Origin of the sequence: Phaeobacter piscinae (genome assembly GCF_002407245.1) — a bacterium.
Taxonomy (GTDB): domain Bacteria; phylum Pseudomonadota; class Alphaproteobacteria; order Rhodobacterales; family Rhodobacteraceae; genus Phaeobacter; species Phaeobacter piscinae.
The window spans coordinates 35,687-54,908 of sequence record NZ_CP010685.1; the positions used below are offsets into that span (position 1 = coordinate 35,687).

Below are 19,222 nucleotides of genomic sequence, written 5' to 3' on the forward strand. Positions count from 1 at the left end.
CGCCTGCCGGGCAGCGGGACGGGCAGCAGGACGGGGATATTGTGGGCCAGCAGAGAAATGCCCCTGCCCGTGGGCAGACCAAGGAACCTAAAGGGAGCCGCATATGATCCTTGTTTTTGGCAAAACCGGTCAGGTGGCGCGGGAACTGGCGGCGGAGGAAACCGTCACCTGCCTGAGCCGCGATCAGGCGGATCTCACGGATCCTGCGGCCTGCGCCGAGGTGATCCGCGCCCATGCGCCTGTGGTGGTGATCAATGCCGCCGCCTATACGGTTGTGGACCGGGCCGAGGCGGAGGAGGATCTGGCGACACTGATCAATGGCACCACCCCCGGGGTCATGGCCGAAACCTGTGCCACGCTGGGCATTCCCTTTGTCACCCTCTCCACCGATTATGTTTTTGACGGCAAGGGCAGCAGTCCCTGGCATCCGGATGAACCGGTGGCGCCGCTCAATGCCTATGGGCGTTCCAAACAGGTGGGCGAGGCGGCCGTGCGCCTGGCGGGGGGGACGCATGTGATCCTGCGCACCTCCTGGGTGGTGTCGGCCCATGGCAGCAATTTCGTCAAGACCATGCTGCGTCTGGGCAGGGCGCGCGAGCGGATGCGCGTGGTGGCCGATCAGATCGGCGCGCCGACCCCGGCGCGCGCCATCGCCGCCGCCTGTATCGAGATTGCCCGCCAGCTGATCGCAGACCCTGAAAAATCCGGCACCTATCATTTTGCAGGCGAGCCGGAGACCAGCTGGGCCGGGGTCGCGACCGAGATTTTCACCGCGGCGGCCATCCCCTGTGCGGTGGCGGAAATCCCCAGTTCCGCCTATCCGACCCCGGCGCCACGGCCATTGAATTCGCGGTTGGATTGCAGCACGCTGGAGACGGTTTTTGGCATCACGCGCCCGGACTGGCAGGCCGGGCTAAAGGATATTCTGAAAGATCTGGGAGAGCGGGCATGACCACAGGCACATCCGGCGCGGGCCGCAAAGGCATCATTCTGGCAGGCGGCTCCGGCACCCGGCTTTACCCGATCACCATGGCGGTCTCCAAACAGCTCTTGCCGCTCTATGACAAGCCGATGATCTACTATCCCCTGTCGGTGCTGATGCTGGCGGGCATTCGCGAGATCTGCGTCATCACCACGCCGCAGGATCAGGATCAGTTCACCCGGCTTCTGGGCGATGGCAGCCAATGGGGCATCTCTCTCACCTATGTGGAGCAGCCCAGCCCCGACGGTCTGGCGCAGGCCTTTGTGCTGGCCGAAGAGTTTCTGGATGGCGCGCCCTCGGCGCTGGTGCTGGGGGACAATGTGTTCTTTGGCCATGGTCTGCCGAAACTCCTGGCGGCGGCGGATGCGCAGACCAGCGGCGGCACTGTTTTTGGCTATCACGTGGCCGATCCCGAACGCTATGGCGTGGTGGATTTCGACGCCGAGGGCCGCGCCCGCGAGATCATCGAAAAACCCGCTGTGCCGCCGTCGAATTATGCGGTGACGGGGCTGTATTTCCTGGATGGCAGCGCGCCGGAACGGGCGCGGCAGGTCACCCCCAGCCCCCGCGGCGAGCTGGAGATCACCGATCTGTTGCAGATGTATCTGGACCAAGGCGCCCTCCGGGTGGAGACCATGGGCCGCGGCTATGCCTGGCTGGACACCGGCACCCATGGATCGCTGCTGGATGCGGGCAATTTCGTGCGCACCCTGCAGGAGCGTCAGGGGCTGCAGACCGGCTGCCCTGAGGAAATCGCCTATGAGGCGGGCTGGATTGATGCCGCCCAGCTGCGCACCCGCGCCGAGATGTTCGCCAAAAACGCTTATGGCGCCTATCTGGAACGGCTGCTGGACTGATCAGGCCGAGCGCACAATGCGCGTCAGGCGGTCTGAAATACGGCGGATTTGTTTGGACACCGGTCCCAGTCTGCGGCCTTCAGGCAGGGTGATTGCTCTGCTCAATGAGGCGCGCGCGACATCAACCGGAGCTGCCAGCGCCTGCAGGTCTGCGGCGGTGATCCAGCGTTCCTCCCGTTTGGCCAGGTTGGCTTTTTCCGGCTCGAAGGCTTTGCAGAACCGGCGCGGATGCCCCATCTTGAAGGCGGCCAGTGTTTCCAATGGATAGTCCCACCAAGCCGTGGCCTCCAGCCGAGCGATCAGCGGCGCTGCAAACCGGTATTTCAATACCCGGGCCGGCACGCCGCCAACAACGGCATAGGGCGGCACATCCTTGGTGACGATGGCGCCTGCGGCCACCACTGCGCCATTGCCGATAGTGATTCCGCCGGCCATCTGCACCCCGCGCCCGATCCAGACGTCATTGCCAATGCGCACGGGCGGGGTTTTGGTATTGAACCGGGCGTGTGGTTCATAGCTCTCGGCGCCCAGGTTGCGGGCGAGTTTGGCGTAGTAGGGCCCATAGCTGAACGGGTGGGAAGACACCCGCCGGATCGGGTGGCGATCCCCCAGGACCCGCAGCCCGGCCGCAATTGAACAGAAGGCTCCAGCGGACCAGTTGCGGGAGGGGGAGTGGCTGTAGCTCATGTAGCCAATACTGCTCAGCGGCAGCAGGCCACCTGCTTTCAGCCCGTGCCGGGTGACAACCGAGAGGTTCAGATCCGGTGGAAAGCTGAGCCGTTTGAGCGCGGTCAGATCCCGTTCGTCACGCCAGGGTTTCGGCATCACATGGCGGTCGGCCAGCAGTTTGCGCATGCTGTCGGTCACCCGAAGAGTTGTCGGTTTCATCGAAAAAGAAGGACTCTGAATAAAGGTTGTTGCGAAATAATAAGACGACCCGGAGTCAGGCGGGGTGGGTTTCGCGGTCAGAAATCAACCAGAAACCCAAGGCCAGAAACCGGGGTAAACAGGACAGGAGCAGACTAGCCTCCAAGAGCAGGGAGGGCCAGTATAAATTCTCTACCTGAGATTGATTTTCCACACCTGCGGCCTGAGGCGCAGGCGCTGTCTGGCTACGCACATGCCCTTCCTAAAAGAGAGGGGCATGTGCCTGTCGTTTCCCAGCAGTGGCTGATCAGAGCGCGCCTGCGCGGCTGAAGACGCCGAAGAAGTTGCCGATGATATTGGAGATGGTCAGCGCATCATTCACTGGCGCCTCGGTGGCGATCAACAGATCCCCGGAGTTGATCTGAAACCGGCGCGCCGAGAACAGCCCGTCAGCTGAGGTGAGATCCAGCGTGAACACCACCCGGGGCTGGCGCGGACCACGCTGGCCCGGCGCGAGGGCGCTGTCGGGGTATTCGCGCAGCACCAAAAGCCCCTGCGGATCAGCGCGGCTGTCCTGAAAGCCGCCCGCCACCGACATGGCATCCATTGCCGACATCTGATCCTTGGTGAACGTGTGCAGATCCTCACGGCCGGTGGCCCCGAAAGACAGGAAATAACGCGCGTCCTCTTCCACAAACACCCGGTCGCCGCCGCGCAGGAGCGTGTCGCGGCGCGGATCATTGAGCAGGGTCTCCACCGAGGTGCCATAGATGCTGCGCCCGCGCACCAGACGGATCTGCGGATTGTTGAGGCTGGCGCTGATGCCGCCGCCCGCTGCAATCAGCCCCATCACCGTGTAATTGCGATCCGGCATCGGATAGGTGCCGGGGGTCTCAACGCCGCTGACCAGATCCACCGAATTGCCGCGCCCTTCGGTCATGTCCAGCTGCAGCTGGGCCGAGGGCACGATTTCTTCCATGGCAGTTTGCAGTTTTTCGCGCGCCAGATCCGGGGTCAGCCCGTTCACATTCACATTGCCCACATAGGGCATGAAGATGCTGCCATTGGCCGCCACCGTCACATCCTGCAGCTGCACCATTTTCTCATCCGGGGTGGTCAGCAGGGAATTGTCGCTGCTGTCCCAGATCCGCAGGGTCAGAAGATCCCCGGGCTGGATGATCTGGGTCTTGGCGCCCTGGGTGGCGCCGATCCATTTCAGCGGACGTTTGCCGCTATGGGCCCCGCCGCTTTCAGGGCCGGTTTCAGGCCAATGGGCCACCGTCGGCAGAAAGGCGCGGGTGACGGGATAGAGCGCAAAATCGGCATCCGCATCATCGGCGGTTTTCAGGATCTCTTCGCTGGCGGGGGCGCCACCGGGCAGGCGACCGCAGGCTGCCGGCAGCAGGGCAAGGCCAAGAGCGGCAAGTAGGAAGGTAAAGCGGCGCATGAGGATCCTTGTCCGAAAACGGCCGAAAACGGCTTGATTTTTGTTCCCGGCAAGATACTGGGCATGCAGACTGCGTCAACCGCATGGGCAACGGTAACAGGGGGGCTGATGCGTTTTCCACCCACATTGAGACCCATATTGATTCTGGGCGCCTCCGGGCGGATCGGCGGGATCCTGCGCCACCAATGGGCCTCTGCCGGGGCGGACCTGCGCTGGCAGCGGCGGGCGCGGCCTGACGGGGCAGAGCCCGACGCAGCAGGCTGGCATGTCTTTGATCCGCTGGCGGATCCAGAGGCGCTGGCCGCGGCGGCGCGGGGCACGGCGGCGATCCTTTGTCTGGCGGGTCCGGTGCCCGGCGGCGCGGCGGGCCGGGATCTGAGTGCGCACCAGCTGATGCAACATCGTGATCTGGCGCTGGCCACACTTGAGGCGGCGGCGCGTGTGCGCGAGGCAGAGACAGGGGCAGGGACAGGCGCGCCGCGGCTGCTGCTGGCCTCTTCGGCGGCGGTCTATGGCGCGGCCCCCGGCCCCCTGAGCGAGGACATCCCGCTGGCCCCGATGGCCCCTTACGGGGTGGCCAAGGCCGAGATGGAACAGGCCGCACAGGCGCGTGCCGCTGAACTGGGGCTGGAGATCAGCCTGCTCAGGATCGGCAATATTGCCGGTATTGATGCGATCTTGGGCGGCTGGCGGGCGGGGTTCTGTCTGGATCAATTTGCCGATGGGCAGACCCCCCGGCGCAGCTATATCGGCCCCCGGACCCTAGCGGAGGTGCTGGCAAGCCTGATCCAATGTCCCGATCTGCCGCAGGTGCTGAACATCGCCCAGCCGGGCGCGGTGGCGATGGGCGATCTGTTGCAGGCGGCGGGGTTGGACTGTGCCCGCAAACCGGCGCCCGCGCAGGCCATCGCCGAGGTGCGGCTTGACGTGACGCGGCTGATCGGGCTTTTGGCGGCACAGCCCGTGCCTGCCGCAGATCTGCCAGCTCGCCTGCCTGTTGCCACAGCCGCTGATCTGGTGGCGGAGGCGCGCGCGCTCACCCTGCTGCCCCAATCCGCCCCTGATAAGGACACCCGCATATGACCTGGCGCAAACGCCTCTTTGATCTCTTCTTTGCCAGCCTTCTGGTGGTGGTGCTGGGGCCGGTGCTGCTGGGGCTGATGATCTGGCTGCTGCTGAAGGAAGGCCGCCCGCTGTTTTACGTGGCTGAACGGATGAAGGGGGTCGATCAGCCCTTTGCCCTGTGGAAACTGCGCACCATGCAGGTGGTGGCGCAGGACACCGGGGTCTCCGGCGGCGACAAATCGGCCCGCATCACCAAGACCGGCGCCTGGCTGCGCGCCAAGCGGCTGGATGAATTCCCGCAGCTGTGGAACATCCTGAAAGGGGATCTCTCCTTTGTCGGGCCGCGCCCGCCGCTGCGCCAATATGTCGAGGCCAATCCCGAGCTCTATGCCCGGGTGCTGAAATCGCGCCCTGGGGTCACCGGGCTGGCCTCCATCACCTATCACAAACATGAGGCTGCCCTGTTGGCGCGCTGCACCACCTCCGCGGAAACCGATCAGGTCTATTCCCGCCTCTGCGTGCCGATGAAGGCGCGGCTGGATCTCATTTACCAGCGTCACCAGAGCATGTGTTACGACTTTGATCTGGTGTTTCAGACCATCGGCAACCTGTTCCGACGCGGCTGAGGGATGAGATTGCGGGGCGATTCGGCGATTCGCCCCGGTCCGGGCGGGTCCGGACGGGTGTGTCCTGCCCAAGCTGCCCCCTGGGGCGTGCCCGCGCGCAGAGGGATCGGCCAAACCCTGCGTCAGGCCTGCACAGACGCCGCCTGGGGGCGCCAAAACGGGCAAATCACCGTCAGACGGCGCTTTTTTGCTGCCCGTGGTTTTGTATTAGCCCCGAAATACGTCTAAAGTGATGCTCGGGGCGCCCATGAAACCCCCGGCGTAGGGCCTGTCACACCTGCTGCGGAGGGACCAGGGGCACCCGGAGGGATAGACGACGCGAAAGACATCCCGATGCCAGAGAGAGCCGTCACATGCGGGTCCGGGGGTCTGGCGCGGGGAATTGATAAAAACGCATTTGAAACGATGCGCGCCAGAAAGACCTCGGCGCCACATCGCGACATATAAACAGGCCGCCCGGACTGCGAGGCGGTCACCGGGGACTGGAAGTGGGGACGGCCAGGGATGTTCAATCTGATCAGTGCGCTGTCACGCAAACAGAAATCCTATATTTTTCTCACCATTGATCTGGCCCTGATCCCGCTGGCGCTGTTCCTGACCTTTCTGGTGCTGCCCTTGCCGGGATCCGCCCTGGCCACGCTGGCAGCGATGCTGCCGGTGCTGCCTTATGTGCTGGCGCTGGCGGCGGCGGTGGCACTGTGGCTCGGATTGCCCAAGGTGCAGCTCAATGCCTATGAACGCCATGCGGTCGGGCTGACGGCGCTGCTGGCCTCAATCACCGCCGGGGCCACGGCCGGGCTGACGCTGCTGTTTGGTCCTGATCTGCCGCCTGGCACCCATGTGGTCTTTGCCACCACCTATTTTCTCTGCCTGCTGGCGGCGCGTGCCCTGCTCTATCAGGTGGTGGTGGCGATTTACCGCCGCGCCCAGCCGCGCTGCCGGGTGCTGATCTATGGGGCCGGCACCACCGGCGCCCAGCTGGCGCAGGCGCTGAAGGCCCATGATGGCATCGATCCTGTTGCCTTTGTGGATGACAATACCTCCTTGCAGGGGGTGACACTGGTCGGATTGCCGGTGTTCCCGCCCGCCCGCATCGCCGAGATCGCCGAGGCCCGCCAGATCAAGCGGGTGTTGCTGGCAATGCCGTCGCAGAGCCAGCCGAAACAGGCGCAGATCATCCAGCGACTGCAGCGGATGCAGCTGGAGGTGCAGGCGCTGCCCTCCTTTGCTCAGCTTATCGGGGAAGAGGCGCTGGTCGACAAGCTGACCCCGGTGGCGCCGCAGAATTTCCTGGGCCGCGCCACCCGCGATGTGCCCCTGCAGGAGGCCAGCGGATCTTATCAGGACCGGGTGGTGCTGGTCTCCGGCGCCGGTGGCTCCATCGGCTCCGAGCTTTGCCGTCAGGTCTTGGCCTGCCGTCCGCGCAAACTGGTGCTGTATGAGCTGTCGGAACTGGCGCTTTACACCATTCATCAGGAGCTGGAGCAGCAGGTCGAAGGCACCGGGATCACCCTGGTGCCGGTGCTCGGCTCCGTGACAGATCCGCGTCAGGTGCGCATGGTGCTGGCCCATCACGGCGTCCAGGTGGTGCTGCATGCGGCAGCGTATAAACATGTGCCCTTGGTGGAGGCCAACCCGCTGCCCGGTCTGGCCAACAATGTCTTTGGCACGCAGACGCTGGCCCGGGCCGCCGCGCGCAGCGGGGTGGAACGCTTCATCCTGATTTCCTCCGATAAGGCGGTGCGCCCGACCAATGTGATGGGCGCCTCCAAACGCATGGCGGAACTGGTGGTGCAGGATCTGGCCACCCGCAATCCCGGCACCGTTTTCACCATGGTGCGTTTTGGCAATGTCTTGGGCTCCTCGGGCTCCGTGGTGCCGCTGTTTCAGGAGCAGATCAGCCGCGGCGGGCCGGTCACCGTCACCGATCCGCGCGTCAAACGCTATTTCATGACCATCCGCGAGGCGGTGCAGCTGGTGCTGCAGGCCGGCGCCGAGGCGCTGGGGGGCGAGGTGTTTGTGCTCGACATGGGCGAGCCGATCTCAATTCTGCAGCTGGCCCGTCAGGTCATCGAAAGTGCCGGTTATTCCGTGCGGGACGACGATCACCCCGACGGCGATATCGCCATCGATATCATCGGCCTGCGGCCCGGGGAAAAAATGCAGGAAGAGCTGACCCTCAGCTCGGATCTGATCACCACCCGCCACCAGAAGATTTTCTGCGCCCGCGAAGCGGTGCTGTCGGAAATTGAGGTTGCAACCCTGATCCGGGGGCTGCGTCAGGCCGTGGCCGCCGGCGACGAACGGGTTGCGCGGGTCCTGATCAAACGCTGGGTCGAGGGCTACCGCGCCCCGGAAGAGGATCGCAAGACCTCCTGAACGCGCCTTTGATCCGCCTTGCTGGCAGGAGCAGGAGGAGCAGGGGACCTGCGACGGGGTCTTGCAGTCGGCACTATAGTTTACGGGTCACAGCCCAGCCGGCAGCGCGGGCCGGCATGGGCCGGATCGTTGATCCGCCTGCGGGTTTTGTGGTCTAACCGGGCCAACACCAGCCGCGGGGGCAGGGCGGCCGATCCGCCCTTCATTGCTCCGGCATTTCGACCAGACCACAAGCCAGACAACAAGGCAGTCCGAACCCGTGATCCCCAGTCTTCGATCTCTTCATGTGGCGCGGCTTTTGCCAATGGCCCATATGCCGGCTGCCCATATGCCGGCCGCCCGTATCCTGGCAACCTCTGTGGTCATGGCCTCGGTGGCACTCTCTGCACAGGCGCAAGACGCGCTCACCACGCCCAAACCGGAGGCACCACGCTTCAAACCGCTGCCCGCCCCCAGCCTCAATTTCTACGGCTCCCCCGGTCTGGTGGATATGCCAAGCGCGGAGATGCTGCCGGACGGGCAGTTTGCCACCACCTATTCCTGGTTTGGCGGTCAGGCGCGTTACAATCTGACCTTTCAGGCCACCCCCTGGCTCAGCGCGTCCTTCCGCTACAATGGCATCCAGACCAATGGCGCCCAGATTGGTGGGTTCAGCACCTATTACGACCGCGGCTTTGACGTGCGGCTGCGGCTCCTGCGCGAGGGGCGCTATCGCCCGGCCGTAACCCTGGGTCTGCAGGATTTTGCCGGCACCGGGATTTATGCCGGGGAATATATCGTTGCCACCAAGAATTTTGACACCCCGGCGCTCAGCCATCGCGGCGGCGCAGGACGGCTGAAGCTGACCGCAGGTCTGGGCTGGGGACGCCTGGGCTCCAACGGCTCCATCGGCAGTATCTCCGGCACCCGTCCGGGGTTTGTTGCTGGCAACACCGGGGGCAAGCTGTCCTATGATCAGTGGTTCCGCGGCGAGATGGCACCGTTTGCGGGGATCGAATGGCAGCCCAATGACCGCTGGGGGTTCAAGGCGGAATATTCCTCGGATGCTTATGTGCTGGAAACCGGCGCCCCAAATGTGTTTGCGCGCAAATCCTCCGTCAACTTTGGCGCCGAATATCAGGCCAGACCAGGCCTGCGGCTGGGGGCCTATTATCTTTATGGCTCGGAACTGGGCGTCACCGCGCAGATCCAGCTCAATCCCAAACACCCCACCCAGCCCATGCGGGTTCACGCACCGGTGCCGGTGGTGCCGCGCAGCAGCTGGGCCACCGACGAGGCCCATTGGAGTCGCGACTGGGCCACAAGCACCCGCGCCAAGACTACCCTGCGCGATGCGCTGGCCGAGGCCTTGCAGCAGGACGGGCTGATCCTGGAGGCGCTGAGCCTGCCTGCAGATGGCACCGAGGCTGAACTGCGCTATCGCAATCCGCGCTACCGCGCCCAGACCCTGGCCATTGGCCGCAGTGCACGCGCCATGGCGCGGCTGCTGCCGCCCTCCGTGGAAACGCTGAAAATCGTGCCGATGCGCGGCGGGCTGGCGCTGTCGCAGGTGGTGATCCGGCGCAGCGATCTGGAGGCGCTGGAACATAACCCCGACGCCACCGAGGCGCTCTGGGCGGTGACCGGTCTGCAGGCCGCCGAACCGCTGGCTGAAGAGGCGCTGGTCTCAGGCGATCTCTACCCGGCGTTTTCCACCTCCCTCAGCCCCTATACCGCGCCCTCCTATTTCGATCCCGAGCTGCCGTTCCGGCTGGATGTTGGCGTGGATCTGAAGGCCTCCTACGCACCGGCCCCCGGCTGGCGCATCGCGGGCGCCATCCGTCAGCGGATCTGGGGCAATGTGAAGGACGGGCGCGCCTCCAATTCGGTGCTGCCGCATGTGCGCACCGATGCGACGGAATATGCCCAGTTTGGCACCACCCTGGAAAATCTCTATGTCACGCGGCAATGGCAGATGGGGCGCGATCTTTATGCCCGCAGCACCGTCGGCCTGTTTGAAAGCATGTTTGGCGGGGTCTCGGGCGAGGTGCTGTGGAAACCGGTCTCCAGCCGTCTGGCGCTGGGGGTCGAGGGCAATTACGTGGTGCAGCGCGATTATGATCAGCGGCTGTCGTTTCGCGATTACAAGACCTTCACCGGTCATGCCTCGGCTTATTACCAGATGGACAAGGGCTATCATCTGCAGGTGGATGCCGGGCGCTATCTGGCCGGTGATTATGGCGCCACCTTTGCGCTGGACCGTGAATTTGCCAATGGCTGGCGGGTCGGCGGGTTCTTTACCCTCACCGATGTCTCCTCGGAGGATTTCGGCGAAGGCTCTTTTGACAAGGGCTTCCGCTTCAGCATTCCGCTGGACTGGCTGCTGGGCAAACCCAGCCGCAATACATTCGGCATGACCGTGCGCCCGACCCAGCGCGACGGCGGCCAGCGGGTGCATGTGCCCGACCGGCTTTATGGACAAATCCGCGAAGCCCATCGCATACAGCTGACCCGACAGCGGGCAAGGATCTGGGAATGATGACGCCTGTAATCACACGCCTTGCCGGGCTGCTGCCGATTCTGGGTCTGCTGGCGCTGACCGCCTGTAGCCGCGGGCCGGATCAAGCGCCCCTGCAGGTGGAACTGCTGCGCAGCCTTTCTGATAAAGTCAGCGCCCGGCTGTCTGGGGGCAAGGGAAAACAGGCGGCCCGCCCGCCGCTGACCCGCGCCGGTCTGGATGAAATCAAGGACCCCTATATCGAGGTCACCATCGAGAAAAACGATGTCTTTGCCTATCTGTCGCGCCAGCAGCTGCGCCGCGATGACAGCCCCGGCACCGTGGCGGTCTGGCGCACCGAGGACAATATCAGCTTGACCCTGCGCAACGGGGTTCTGGTGGCGACGCGCAATCTTGGCAATGACATCCTGTCCAGCTCAGCGCTGGTCGAAGGAGACACGGGTGGCCCTCTGCGCAGTGGCGCGCGGCGCTATCATATCCGCGGGCTCGACAATGGCGCCTGGCAGCTGGATCTGCTCTGCAGCCGCCGAGATCTGGGTGTTGATCCCATCGTGATCGTTGAATTGCGCTACCCCACCCGCCACATCGAGGAACGCTGCCATCCCAGCCAGCCGGGACGCAGCGGCGAAATCGTCAATGACTACTGGGTAGATTCGCGCAGTGGCCGGGTCTGGCAATCGCGCCAATGGGCTGGGCCAAATGTGGGCTATCTGCGCATCCGCCAGCTGACCACCGGTGGCTGACCCCAGGTCTGACGCGTTAAAAAACAGGCGGTTTGGGGCCATATCCGCCCAAATGAGCGATATCTCGGCAACGGCAGAAAAAAAATTTCCAGCCGCCGGGATATTGCTGCTAAAAGCTGCGTTGAATTCACGAGGTAACTCACCTACTCTCGGCTCAACGGTCTCCAAAGGAGTTTTGGATTATGAACAAGTTCTTCGCAGCATTCGCTCTGGCCACCCTGGCCGCAACCACCACCGCTTCCGCTCAGGACCAAGGCACCCCGACCCTGCTCGGCGGCACCGGCCTTGAGCAAGGCACCCTGATCGCGGGCGGCGTTGCCGGTGCGGTCATTCTGGGTGTGATCCTGAACGACGACGACGAAACCAGCACCACCACCACAACCAACTGATCATTTGTGATCAGACCGGTGGGGCGGGATCGCAGATCCTGCGCTGACAGCGTCTTATGAATGACCATCCTTGGATGGAAAAAGCGGGCCACTGGCCCGCTTTTTGCATTTGGATATTCGGGGTACAGAAGAGGGCCGGTCACCCCACCCGGCGCAGGAAGGCCCGCGTGCGGGGATCCTGCGGCGCATCAAAGATCTGCGCCGGCGGGCCCTGTTCCACAATCCGCCCGCCTTCCATGAACACCACCCGATCGGCAATTTCGCGGGCAAACTGCATCTCATGGGTGACGATCAGCATGGTCTGGCGCTCTTCGGCGACCTTGTGCATCAGCGCCAGCACCTCGCCCACCCATTCGGGGTCCAGCGCCGAGGTTGGCTCGTCAAAGAGCATCAGCTCGGCCCCCAGCGCCATCGCCCGGCCAATGCCGACGCGCTGCTGTTGCCCGCCGGACAGGCTGGCGGGATAGGCATCGGCCTTATCCGCCAGACCGGTCTCTGCCAGGATGTCCAGCGCGCGGGCACGGGCGGCGTCGCGGGGCTGTTTCTGCACGGTGACCAGCGCCTCCATGATGTTTTCCGCTGCCGTCTTATTGGCAAACAGCGCATAGTTCTGAAACACAAAGGCGGTGCGCCGGCGCAGGGCCAGGATCTCCGCCTTGCTGGCGCGGGCAGCCTCCACCTCCAGATCGCCGATGCGGATTTGCCCACCGTCCGGTGCATCCAGGAAATTCAGACAGCGCAGCAGCGTCGATTTACCCGTGCCCGAAGGGCCGATAATGACAATGCGCTCGCCGGGCTTAATGGTCAGGTCGATGCCATCCAGCACCACGCTGTCGCCAAAGGTCTTGCGCAGGCCGGTGATGGAAATGGCAGTGTCAGCTTGTGCGTCGTTCATCGTGCATAGGCCTTGTTCAGATGTGTCTCCAACAGCCGCTGCACCAGCGACAGCGCCTCCACCAGAATCCAGTAGATCACCGCCACCACCAGGAAGGCCTCAAAATAAAGGAAACTGCCGGCCGCCTCTTTCTGGGTGGCACCCATCATTTCCGTGACCCCAAGGGTAAACGCCAGCGAGGTGCCCTTGATCATGTCGATGAAATAATTGACCAGCGTCGGCGCCGCGATCCGGGCCGCCTGCGGCAGCACGATACGGCGCATCATCTGGCCACGGGTCATGCCGATCGACTGCGCCGCCTCCCATTGGCTGCGATCCACCCCGAGGATGGCGGCGCGGATGCTTTCGGCCATATAGGCGGCAAAATGCAGGGTCAGCCCCATGATCGCCGCACTGACCCCATTGATCTGGGTCAGCACCGACAGCACCTGCGGCAGCCCGTAGTAGAACAGGAACAGCTGCACCAGCAGCGGCGTGCCGCGAAAGAAGCTGATGAACAGCACCACCAGCTGATCCAGCACCGGGATCCGCAGCACCCGCTCCACCGCCAGAAGCGACGCCAGCACCAAGGCCAGCGCCATCGCCACCACCGCCATGAACAGTGTCAGCGGCACATAGCTGAGCAGCACCGGCACCAGGCCCAGCATATAGGCGATGTCCAACCCCTGCATTTACCGGCTCACTTCTCAGCCGGGGCGGAAACCGCCGTAATATCGGTGCCGAACCATTTTTGCGAGATGTCCGCCAGCTTGCCGGTCTCGCGCAGCGTGCTCAGCGCCGCATCCACCCGGTCGCGCAGCGCCAGGCTGTCTGCGTCCTGACGGAACGGCAGCGCATTGCGGATCTCGGAGAACGGCGCCCCCGCCAGCGCCAGCGGCAGCGGGCTTTCCTGGATCAGCTGGGCCGAGGACACCCGGTCCATCACAAAGGCATCGACCCGCCCCAGAGCCGTATCCTGAGCGATATTGGCCTCATAGGTTTTGATCTCGATCTTGTCGGCCTGCGGCAGCTCCCGCAGCAGTTGTTCGAAATTGGAGCCCAGATTCACCGCCACGGTCTTGCCCGCCAGATCATCCGGGCCTGCGATGCTGTCCTCATTGCCGCGTTTCACCACCACCTGCGCGCCGTCGATGACATAGGCCTGGGTAAAGGCAAATTTGGCGCTGCGCTCCGGCGTGATGGTGATCTGGTTGGCGATGGTGTCGATGCGGTCGGATTCCAGCGCGCCAATCAGGCCGGAAAACGACATGGTGACAAATTCCACCTCCAGACCGGTTTCCTCGGCCACGGCGTTCATCACATCCACCTCAAACCCCTGCAGCACGTCCTGACGCACAAAGGTGAAGGGAAAATAGCCACCCGACATGCCCACACGCAGCGTGTCAGAGGCAAAAGCGGACGATGCGGCAGTCAGGCTCGCAGCGGCGGCCGCGGCCCAGGCAAATGTTTTCATCATGTCAGAGATTCCTTTTCTTTTCCGCCCCGACCTAATCCCCCTGACGTCGGGGACCAAGATGTCGCGGCACTGACCATGGCAAATAAGCCCGCCTGTTCGCAGGCAGGCCACGGGCGGGGGATCGGTTCACATGACAGACGCCGCAAAGCGGGAGTTTGTTCCCCCAGCGGGCGTGTTTTTGCGGATTTGTTCTGATCAGGGCAGAGAAAAATCCAGGATCCACGGCGGATCCGCTGCCGCCTTGGTCAGGCCTGTCCTTTGATCCCTGATTCATGCGGATCCGGGCGCTGCATGATGCGGGCCATATGCCGGGCCATATCCTGCACATTCGGCTCCTGCAGGATCGACAGATGGGAGCCCGGCACCTCGATCAGCTCAAACCCTGCCGCCGCCACCGGCGCCCAGCCCAGCCCCTGACGCAGCCCCTCGGGACTGTCAAAGAGATCATCGCCGGCCCGGAACACGGTCAGCGGTGTGGCCAGCGGTTCCGGCGTGTAACGCTCCACCGATTGCTGGTTGGCCGCGATCAGCGCCTCGATCGACAGCGCGCCACCGCCGCCGGTCCATTCCAGCCGCCGCCGTTCAAAGGAGTTGCGCAAGGTCTCAATCCGGTGGCGGGCCACATGGCCCAGATAGGCCGGTCCCATGCGCCGGAGCAGCCCCAGATGGGCGCCCAGTCTGGCCCGCCCCTGCACCCGGCTGCGCCCGGCCGGGCCTTCGGCATCAAACAGCGCCACCAATCCCAAGTCGCGCCCCGCCGCCAGCAGCTGACGGGCCAGTTCAAAGGCAAAATAACTGCCCAGGGACACTGCCGCCAGATGCACAACTCCGCTGGGGTAATGGGTCTGGATTTCCTCCAGATACAGTTTTGCGGTGGCGCGCACCCCGGTGGGGGTGCGGCTGTCCAACAGGCCGATGCTCAGCCCATAGACCGGCTGGTCCGGGCCAAGCGCAGCAGCCAGCGGGCGATAGAATTCCTCGTTGCGACCCAGCACATGAACGCCAAACAACGGCGCGCGCGCGCCACCGTCCTGAATGATCACCAGGTGATCGGGCAGGGTGTGGCCCTCCGGTGTTTCCGGGCTGTCACCGTCCCCATCTCCCGGGCTCAGCGCGTCCGCCAGCGCCCGCGGGCTGGGGGTCAGATGCAGCGCCGCCAGGCTCAGCCGCTGGCCCAGTTCCGCCTCGATCCGGCCAATCAGCCGCATCGCCAGCAGCGAGTGGCCGCCGCGATCATAGAAACTGTCATCCACGCCCAGATCCGGCTGGCCCAGCAGATCCGCCATCATCGCCATCAGCTGCTGCGCCAGTGGCGAGGGCGGGGCGCTGGTGTCAAGCGCCGCGCCGCCGTTGCGGCGCAGGCGCAGGCCGCTTGAGGCCTGTGTCGGCGCGGGCAGGGCAGCCATGTCGATCTTGCCGCCGGCGGTGCGGGGAAATGCCGCCACCGGCACCAGCGCCGGGCGCATATGGGCGGGCAGATCGCGCTGCACCACCTGTTGCAGCGCCGCCAGATCCGGGCGGGTATCGCCAGCCCTTTCTTCGGTGCCAGCTTCTCCGGCCTCCCGAAGGCCCCGCACCCAACAGCAGAGCTGCGCCGCCGGGCTGTCCTTGCCATGCACCGCCACCAGCGCCTGCAGCTGCGGATAGGCGCGCTCCAGCACCTGCTCCACATGGCGCAGATCAATGCGAAAGCCGCGCAGTTTCACCTGCCGGTCCTGCCGCCCGAGAAAGGCCAGCGTGCCATCCCCGCGCCAGGCCGCGCGATCACCGGTGCGATAGATCCGGGCGGCGGGGCAGCTTGTGTGGTGCCCGCCGCCCGTATTCTGCGGCGCAAAGGGATCGGGTCGAAACGCCTTTGCGGTGTCCTCCGGGCGGCCGATATAGCCATCGCTCACCGCCGGGCCCCCAATCCACAGATCCCCCGCGACCCCCGCCGGGGCGAGACTGCCATCCGCCGCCAGCACATAGGCGCGGGCATGGGCGGTGGGGCGGCCGATGGGGACATCTTCATGCGCCTTCACAGGGTAGCCCTGATCCAGACCCGGATCATGCAGCGTACAGGTGATGGTGGTTTCTGTCGGCCCATAGCCATTGAGCCAGCGCACCCCCGGCACCAGCTGCTGCCAGCGCGCCAGGGACTGCGGGTTGACCTGCTCGCCGCCGACGATCACCAGCCGCACCGAAGGTGGCAGGCTGCGGCCACTGTCGGCCATCACATCACAGAGCACATGCCAGAAGGCGGTCGGCAGATTGAGCACCGTCAGCTCCAGCGCCGCCACCCGGTCCAGAAACAGCCCCGGTGCCCCGATCATATCCGGCGCGCGCAGCACCACGCAGGCGCCAGCCAACAGGCTCGGCAGCACCTCCTCAATGGCCACATCAAAGGACAGGCTGGCAAATTGCAGCATCCGGTCACTGCTCTGCAACTCAAAGGCGGCGGTGATGGCGCTGGCATGGGCCAGCAACGCCCGCATCGGCACCCGCACCCCCTTGGGTTTTCCCGTGGAGCCGGAGGTGTAGATCACATAGGCCAGCCGCCCCGGGTCCGGGGCAGGCCGCAGCGGCCTGTCCGGCTGTTCCGATAGCTCAGACCCCGCATCAGGCGCCACCCAGACCACCCCTTCCGGGGTCAGGGCAGCGTCGTGCCCATGTGCAGATTTCCCTTTATCAGAGCCTATATCAGGCCCTGATACCGTGCCGTAATCCGGCCCGCCAATGCCCAGCCTGGTGCCGCTGTCCTGCAACATATGGGCAATCACCGCAGCCGGGTAGGTCGGGTCCACCGGCAGGAAGCCGGCGCCGACCTTCAGCACCGCCAGCATGGCAATGATGAACTCCGGGCTGCGCGGCAGGCAGATGGCGATGATATCCCCGGCCGTGGCCCCCCGCGCCTGCAGGACCACCGCCAGACGATCCGCGCGGGCCTGTAGATCGGCATGGCTCAGAACCGCGCCGTCGGGGGCCATCTGCAGCGCCGGGGCCTCCGGCATCCGCGCCGCCGTGGCCTCCAGCCGGGTTGCCATGCAGGGCGGGGCGGCCGCCATCTCCCGCGCCAGAACCTGCGCCAGCGCCGGATCCGGACGGCCCTGTTGCAACAGCTGGGTCGCCTCGGCCTCCGGCAACATCTCCAGATCGCGCAGCGCCATATCCGCAGGGGCCGTGGCCAGGCTCTGCAGCAGCTGACACAGATGGTCCAGCATGTGCGCCACCTGGCTGGTCGGCAAAACTTCGGGGTCATATTCCAGCATCAAAAGCGGCTGCTCATCACCATAGACCGCCAGCGTCAGCGGCATCGCCCCCTCTTCGCGCAGCTCCACCCGGCGCTGGGTCCAGGGGCTGTCGTCCTTTCCCCCCAGGCTGCGCATCCGCGCATTCAGGCTGTCGCGTTCAAACATCACCATGGTGTCAAACAGCGGCACGCTGCCCGGCAGCCCGCACCAGCGGCGCATATCCGCCAGCGAGGCCTGTTCATGCGGGCGCAGCGCCACCGCATCGCGGCGCAGCGCCGACAACAGCCCGTCCACAGTTGTGGCCCCGGACAGATGCAGATGCAGGGGCACCGTATTGATCAGACAGCCCACCGTGCGCCCGCAGCCTTCCAAAAGATAGCGCCCCGACCGGGTGACCCCGAAGACAGCGCTTTCCCGGCCGCTCCAGCGCGCCACCAGCAGCCCCCAGGCGGCATGGATCATATTGGCCAGGGTGGCCGGTCCTGCGTCATTCTCTGTCGCAACCCCACCGGCCCGCTGCACCAGCGCGCGGCGCAACTCAGCCGGCAGCTGCCGCCGCAGGATCTGCTTGCGGCCATGGCCCGCCGCATCCGGTGCTGCCACAGCAGGCCGATCATCCGACCCGATCAGCCGGGCAATCTGGTTCGGGGTTTCAAACCCGTCCAGATGCGCCCGGAAAAACGCCTGGCTGGCCGGCTGTTCGGACACCTGCGCCACCGCCGGACTAAAGGCATCAAAGCCGGTCACAGGCGCCGTGGCGGCAGGCAGCTCGCCCCCAATGAGCGCCGCAAAGACATCTTCCAGCACCACCGCCATACTGCGGCCATCGACCAGCACATGGTGAATGGTCCAGACCATCACCGATCGGTTCGCCCCCAGCCGCGCCAGCATCACCCGCCAGGACACCGCCTGTTCCAGCGCGCAGCCCCGATTGCGATCCTCGCTGAGAAACTGCTCCAGCCGCTCCGCCTGATCCTCCGCCTCCAGCCCCTGCCAGTCCTGTGTCTCCACCCTGATCTGATCGGTGGCCGCATCCACATCCGCGACCTGCAAGACCGGCAGCGGACGGCCCTGCCACAACACCGCACTGCGCAGCACCGGATGACGCGCGCAGACCTGCTGCCAGGCCAGCCGCAGCGCCCTTGGATCTGGCGCTTCGGCGTCCAGATGCACCACGATCTGTTCCAGATTGACCCAAGGTCTGCCCGCGGCGGCGCTTTCATACAGCAGCCCCTGCTGCATCGGGGTCAGCGCGATTTCCTGACCGCTGCTGTGACCATGGTTGCGCTCTCTGGATCCTTCGGCGGGGGGGGCGGTGCCAGTCTCAAAGGACGCTTGCGTCGCGGCCCGGACGTCGGGTTGGGCCGAAGATGGCGCCTGTGGCTGGGCCTGCGAAAGATCACTCATGATGCCCCCTACCTGACACCGGGCTTGGGCCAACCCGGGCCATACTTCTTCATGCTGTGCCGCCCCCGGATCACCCGGGTATCACGTCACTCTTAATATCCACTTTTTAGCGGTCCCCTCAGGCCAGGATCACCCCCATGATCCCCGCCGCAGACCCAAGGATACCAGACCCGGGGACGGGCAAGCAACAAAACACCACCGGATTGCACTCACATCTCTGCCCGCCGCCTCATACCCGCAGCCATGCGGCCCGCGCCTGTGAATGGCTCAGAACCCCTTAATCCATCTTATGTTAAATAAAAACATATAGGCCTGATATCTGCAGAGAGCAGATGCACAATAAAGGGCCGCTCGTGAGAGCGGCCCTTTATTGTTCACAGTT

At 64.7% G+C, this 19,222-nt stretch carries 14 protein-coding genes; 8 read left to right on the plus strand and 6 right to left on the minus strand.

Annotated elements, in window-relative coordinates; genetic code table 11:
- The first annotated feature begins 103 nt into the window (after window positions 1-103).
- Together rfbD and rfbA are read left to right on the plus strand one after the other, a co-directional pair.
- The gene (gene rfbD, locus phaeop14_RS19225) at window positions 104-952 is read left to right on the plus strand and encodes a dTDP-4-dehydrorhamnose reductase (RefSeq protein WP_096790651.1); all 849 of its coding nucleotides are present in this window, start codon (window positions 104-106) and stop codon (window positions 950-952) included.
- Complete coding sequence (gene rfbA, locus phaeop14_RS19230) at window positions 949-1,839, plus strand: glucose-1-phosphate thymidylyltransferase RfbA (protein ID WP_040175836.1); 891 nt, start codon at window positions 949-951, stop codon at window positions 1,837-1,839. The genes rfbD and rfbA overlap by 4 nt, the downstream gene beginning before the upstream one ends.
- Here rfbA and phaeop14_RS20015 read toward each other — a convergent pair whose 3' ends face one another.
- Together phaeop14_RS20015 and phaeop14_RS19240 are read right to left on the minus strand one after the other, a co-directional pair.
- A complete protein-coding gene (locus phaeop14_RS20015; RefSeq protein ID WP_052463970.1) occupies window positions 1,840-2,727 on the minus strand; it encodes a CatB-related O-acetyltransferase in 888 nt (295 codons plus the stop codon).
- Window positions 2,728-3,013: 286 nt separating this feature from the next.
- Window positions 3,014-4,153, minus strand: coding sequence for a polysaccharide biosynthesis/export family protein (locus phaeop14_RS19240; protein WP_040175838.1), 1,140 nt, complete (start codon window positions 4,151-4,153; stop codon window positions 3,014-3,016).
- 108 nt (window positions 4,154-4,261) lie between these two features.
- Between phaeop14_RS19240 and phaeop14_RS19245 the strand changes: the two genes are divergently transcribed.
- From phaeop14_RS19245 to phaeop14_RS19270, 6 genes are all read left to right on the plus strand, one after another.
- A complete protein-coding gene (locus tag phaeop14_RS19245; protein ID WP_244905871.1) occupies window positions 4,262-5,236 on the plus strand; it encodes an NAD-dependent epimerase/dehydratase family protein in 975 nt (324 codons plus the stop codon).
- On the plus strand, window positions 5,233-5,844 hold the full coding sequence (locus tag phaeop14_RS19250; RefSeq protein ID WP_096790652.1) for a sugar transferase: 612 nt from the start codon (window positions 5,233-5,235) through the stop codon (window positions 5,842-5,844). The genes phaeop14_RS19245 and phaeop14_RS19250 overlap by 4 nt, the downstream gene beginning before the upstream one ends.
- 504 nt (window positions 5,845-6,348) lie before the next feature.
- Window positions 6,349-8,223 (plus strand): polysaccharide biosynthesis protein, encoded by a 1,875-nt coding sequence (locus tag phaeop14_RS19255; RefSeq protein WP_040175772.1) that lies wholly within the window; start codon window positions 6,349-6,351, stop codon window positions 8,221-8,223.
- 304 nt (window positions 8,224-8,527) lie between these two features.
- On the plus strand, window positions 8,528-10,741 hold the full coding sequence (locus phaeop14_RS19260) for a YjbH domain-containing protein (RefSeq protein ID WP_244905872.1): 2,214 nt from the start codon (window positions 8,528-8,530) through the stop codon (window positions 10,739-10,741).
- Window positions 10,738-11,463 (plus strand): YjbF family lipoprotein, encoded by a 726-nt coding sequence (locus phaeop14_RS19265; RefSeq protein ID WP_040175775.1) that lies wholly within the window; start codon window positions 10,738-10,740, stop codon window positions 11,461-11,463. Before phaeop14_RS19260 ends, phaeop14_RS19265 begins: the two co-directional genes overlap by 4 nt.
- A 182-nt stretch (window positions 11,464-11,645) precedes the next feature.
- A complete protein-coding gene (locus phaeop14_RS19270) occupies window positions 11,646-11,852 on the plus strand; it encodes a hypothetical protein (protein WP_040175777.1) in 207 nt (68 codons plus the stop codon).
- A 139-nt stretch (window positions 11,853-11,991) separates the two neighbouring features.
- Here the strand turns inward: phaeop14_RS19270 and phaeop14_RS19275 are convergent, their stop codons facing one another.
- From phaeop14_RS19275 to phaeop14_RS19290, 4 genes are all read right to left on the minus strand, one after another.
- Window positions 11,992-12,747: an amino acid ABC transporter ATP-binding protein gene (locus phaeop14_RS19275; RefSeq protein ID WP_096790653.1), complete on the minus strand. Its 756-nt coding sequence runs from the start codon at window positions 12,745-12,747 to the stop codon at window positions 11,992-11,994.
- Window positions 12,744-13,418, minus strand: coding sequence for an amino acid ABC transporter permease (locus phaeop14_RS19280; RefSeq protein WP_040179226.1), 675 nt, complete (start codon window positions 13,416-13,418; stop codon window positions 12,744-12,746). Before phaeop14_RS19280 ends, phaeop14_RS19275 begins: the two co-directional genes overlap by 4 nt.
- Window positions 13,419-13,426: 8 nt before the next feature.
- Window positions 13,427-14,203 (minus strand): amino acid ABC transporter substrate-binding protein, encoded by a 777-nt coding sequence (locus tag phaeop14_RS19285; RefSeq protein ID WP_096790654.1) that lies wholly within the window; start codon window positions 14,201-14,203, stop codon window positions 13,427-13,429.
- Window positions 14,204-14,448: 245 nt separating this feature from the next.
- Window positions 14,449-18,840, minus strand: a complete 4,392-nt coding sequence (locus phaeop14_RS19290) for a non-ribosomal peptide synthetase (RefSeq protein ID WP_096790655.1) — start codon at window positions 18,838-18,840, stop codon at window positions 14,449-14,451.
- Window positions 18,841-19,222 lie beyond the last annotated feature (382 nt).

What these genes read in the sequence shown, in the direction of transcription:
- rfbD (WP_096790651.1), top strand. Translation starts at nt 104, where the DNA reads ATGATCCTTGTTTTTGGCAAAACCGGTCAGGTGGCGCGGGAACTGGCG.
- rfbA (WP_040175836.1), top strand. Translation starts at nt 949, where the DNA reads ATGACCACAGGCACATCCGGCGCGGGCCGCAAAGGCATCATTCTGGCA.
- phaeop14_RS20015 (WP_052463970.1), bottom strand. Translation starts at nt 2,727, where the DNA reads ATGAAACCGACAACTCTTCGGGTGACCGACAGCATGCGCAAACTGCTG.
- phaeop14_RS19240 (WP_040175838.1), bottom strand. Translation starts at nt 4,153, where the DNA reads ATGCGCCGCTTTACCTTCCTACTTGCCGCTCTTGGCCTTGCCCTGCTG.
- phaeop14_RS19245 (WP_244905871.1), top strand. Translation starts at nt 4,262, where the DNA reads ATGCGTTTTCCACCCACATTGAGACCCATATTGATTCTGGGCGCCTCC.
- phaeop14_RS19250 (WP_096790652.1), top strand. Translation starts at nt 5,233, where the DNA reads ATGACCTGGCGCAAACGCCTCTTTGATCTCTTCTTTGCCAGCCTTCTG.
- phaeop14_RS19255 (WP_040175772.1), top strand. Translation starts at nt 6,349, where the DNA reads ATGTTCAATCTGATCAGTGCGCTGTCACGCAAACAGAAATCCTATATT.
- phaeop14_RS19260 (WP_244905872.1), top strand. Translation starts at nt 8,528, where the DNA reads ATGGCCCATATGCCGGCTGCCCATATGCCGGCCGCCCGTATCCTGGCA.
- phaeop14_RS19265 (WP_040175775.1), top strand. Translation starts at nt 10,738, where the DNA reads ATGATGACGCCTGTAATCACACGCCTTGCCGGGCTGCTGCCGATTCTG.
- phaeop14_RS19270 (WP_040175777.1), top strand. Translation starts at nt 11,646, where the DNA reads ATGAACAAGTTCTTCGCAGCATTCGCTCTGGCCACCCTGGCCGCAACC.
- phaeop14_RS19275 (WP_096790653.1), bottom strand. Translation starts at nt 12,747, where the DNA reads ATGAACGACGCACAAGCTGACACTGCCATTTCCATCACCGGCCTGCGC.
- phaeop14_RS19280 (WP_040179226.1), bottom strand. Translation starts at nt 13,418, where the DNA reads ATGCAGGGGTTGGACATCGCCTATATGCTGGGCCTGGTGCCGGTGCTG.
- phaeop14_RS19285 (WP_096790654.1), bottom strand. Translation starts at nt 14,203, where the DNA reads ATGATGAAAACATTTGCCTGGGCCGCGGCCGCCGCTGCGAGCCTGACT.
- phaeop14_RS19290 (WP_096790655.1), bottom strand. Translation starts at nt 18,840, where the DNA reads ATGAGTGATCTTTCGCAGGCCCAGCCACAGGCGCCATCTTCGGCCCAA.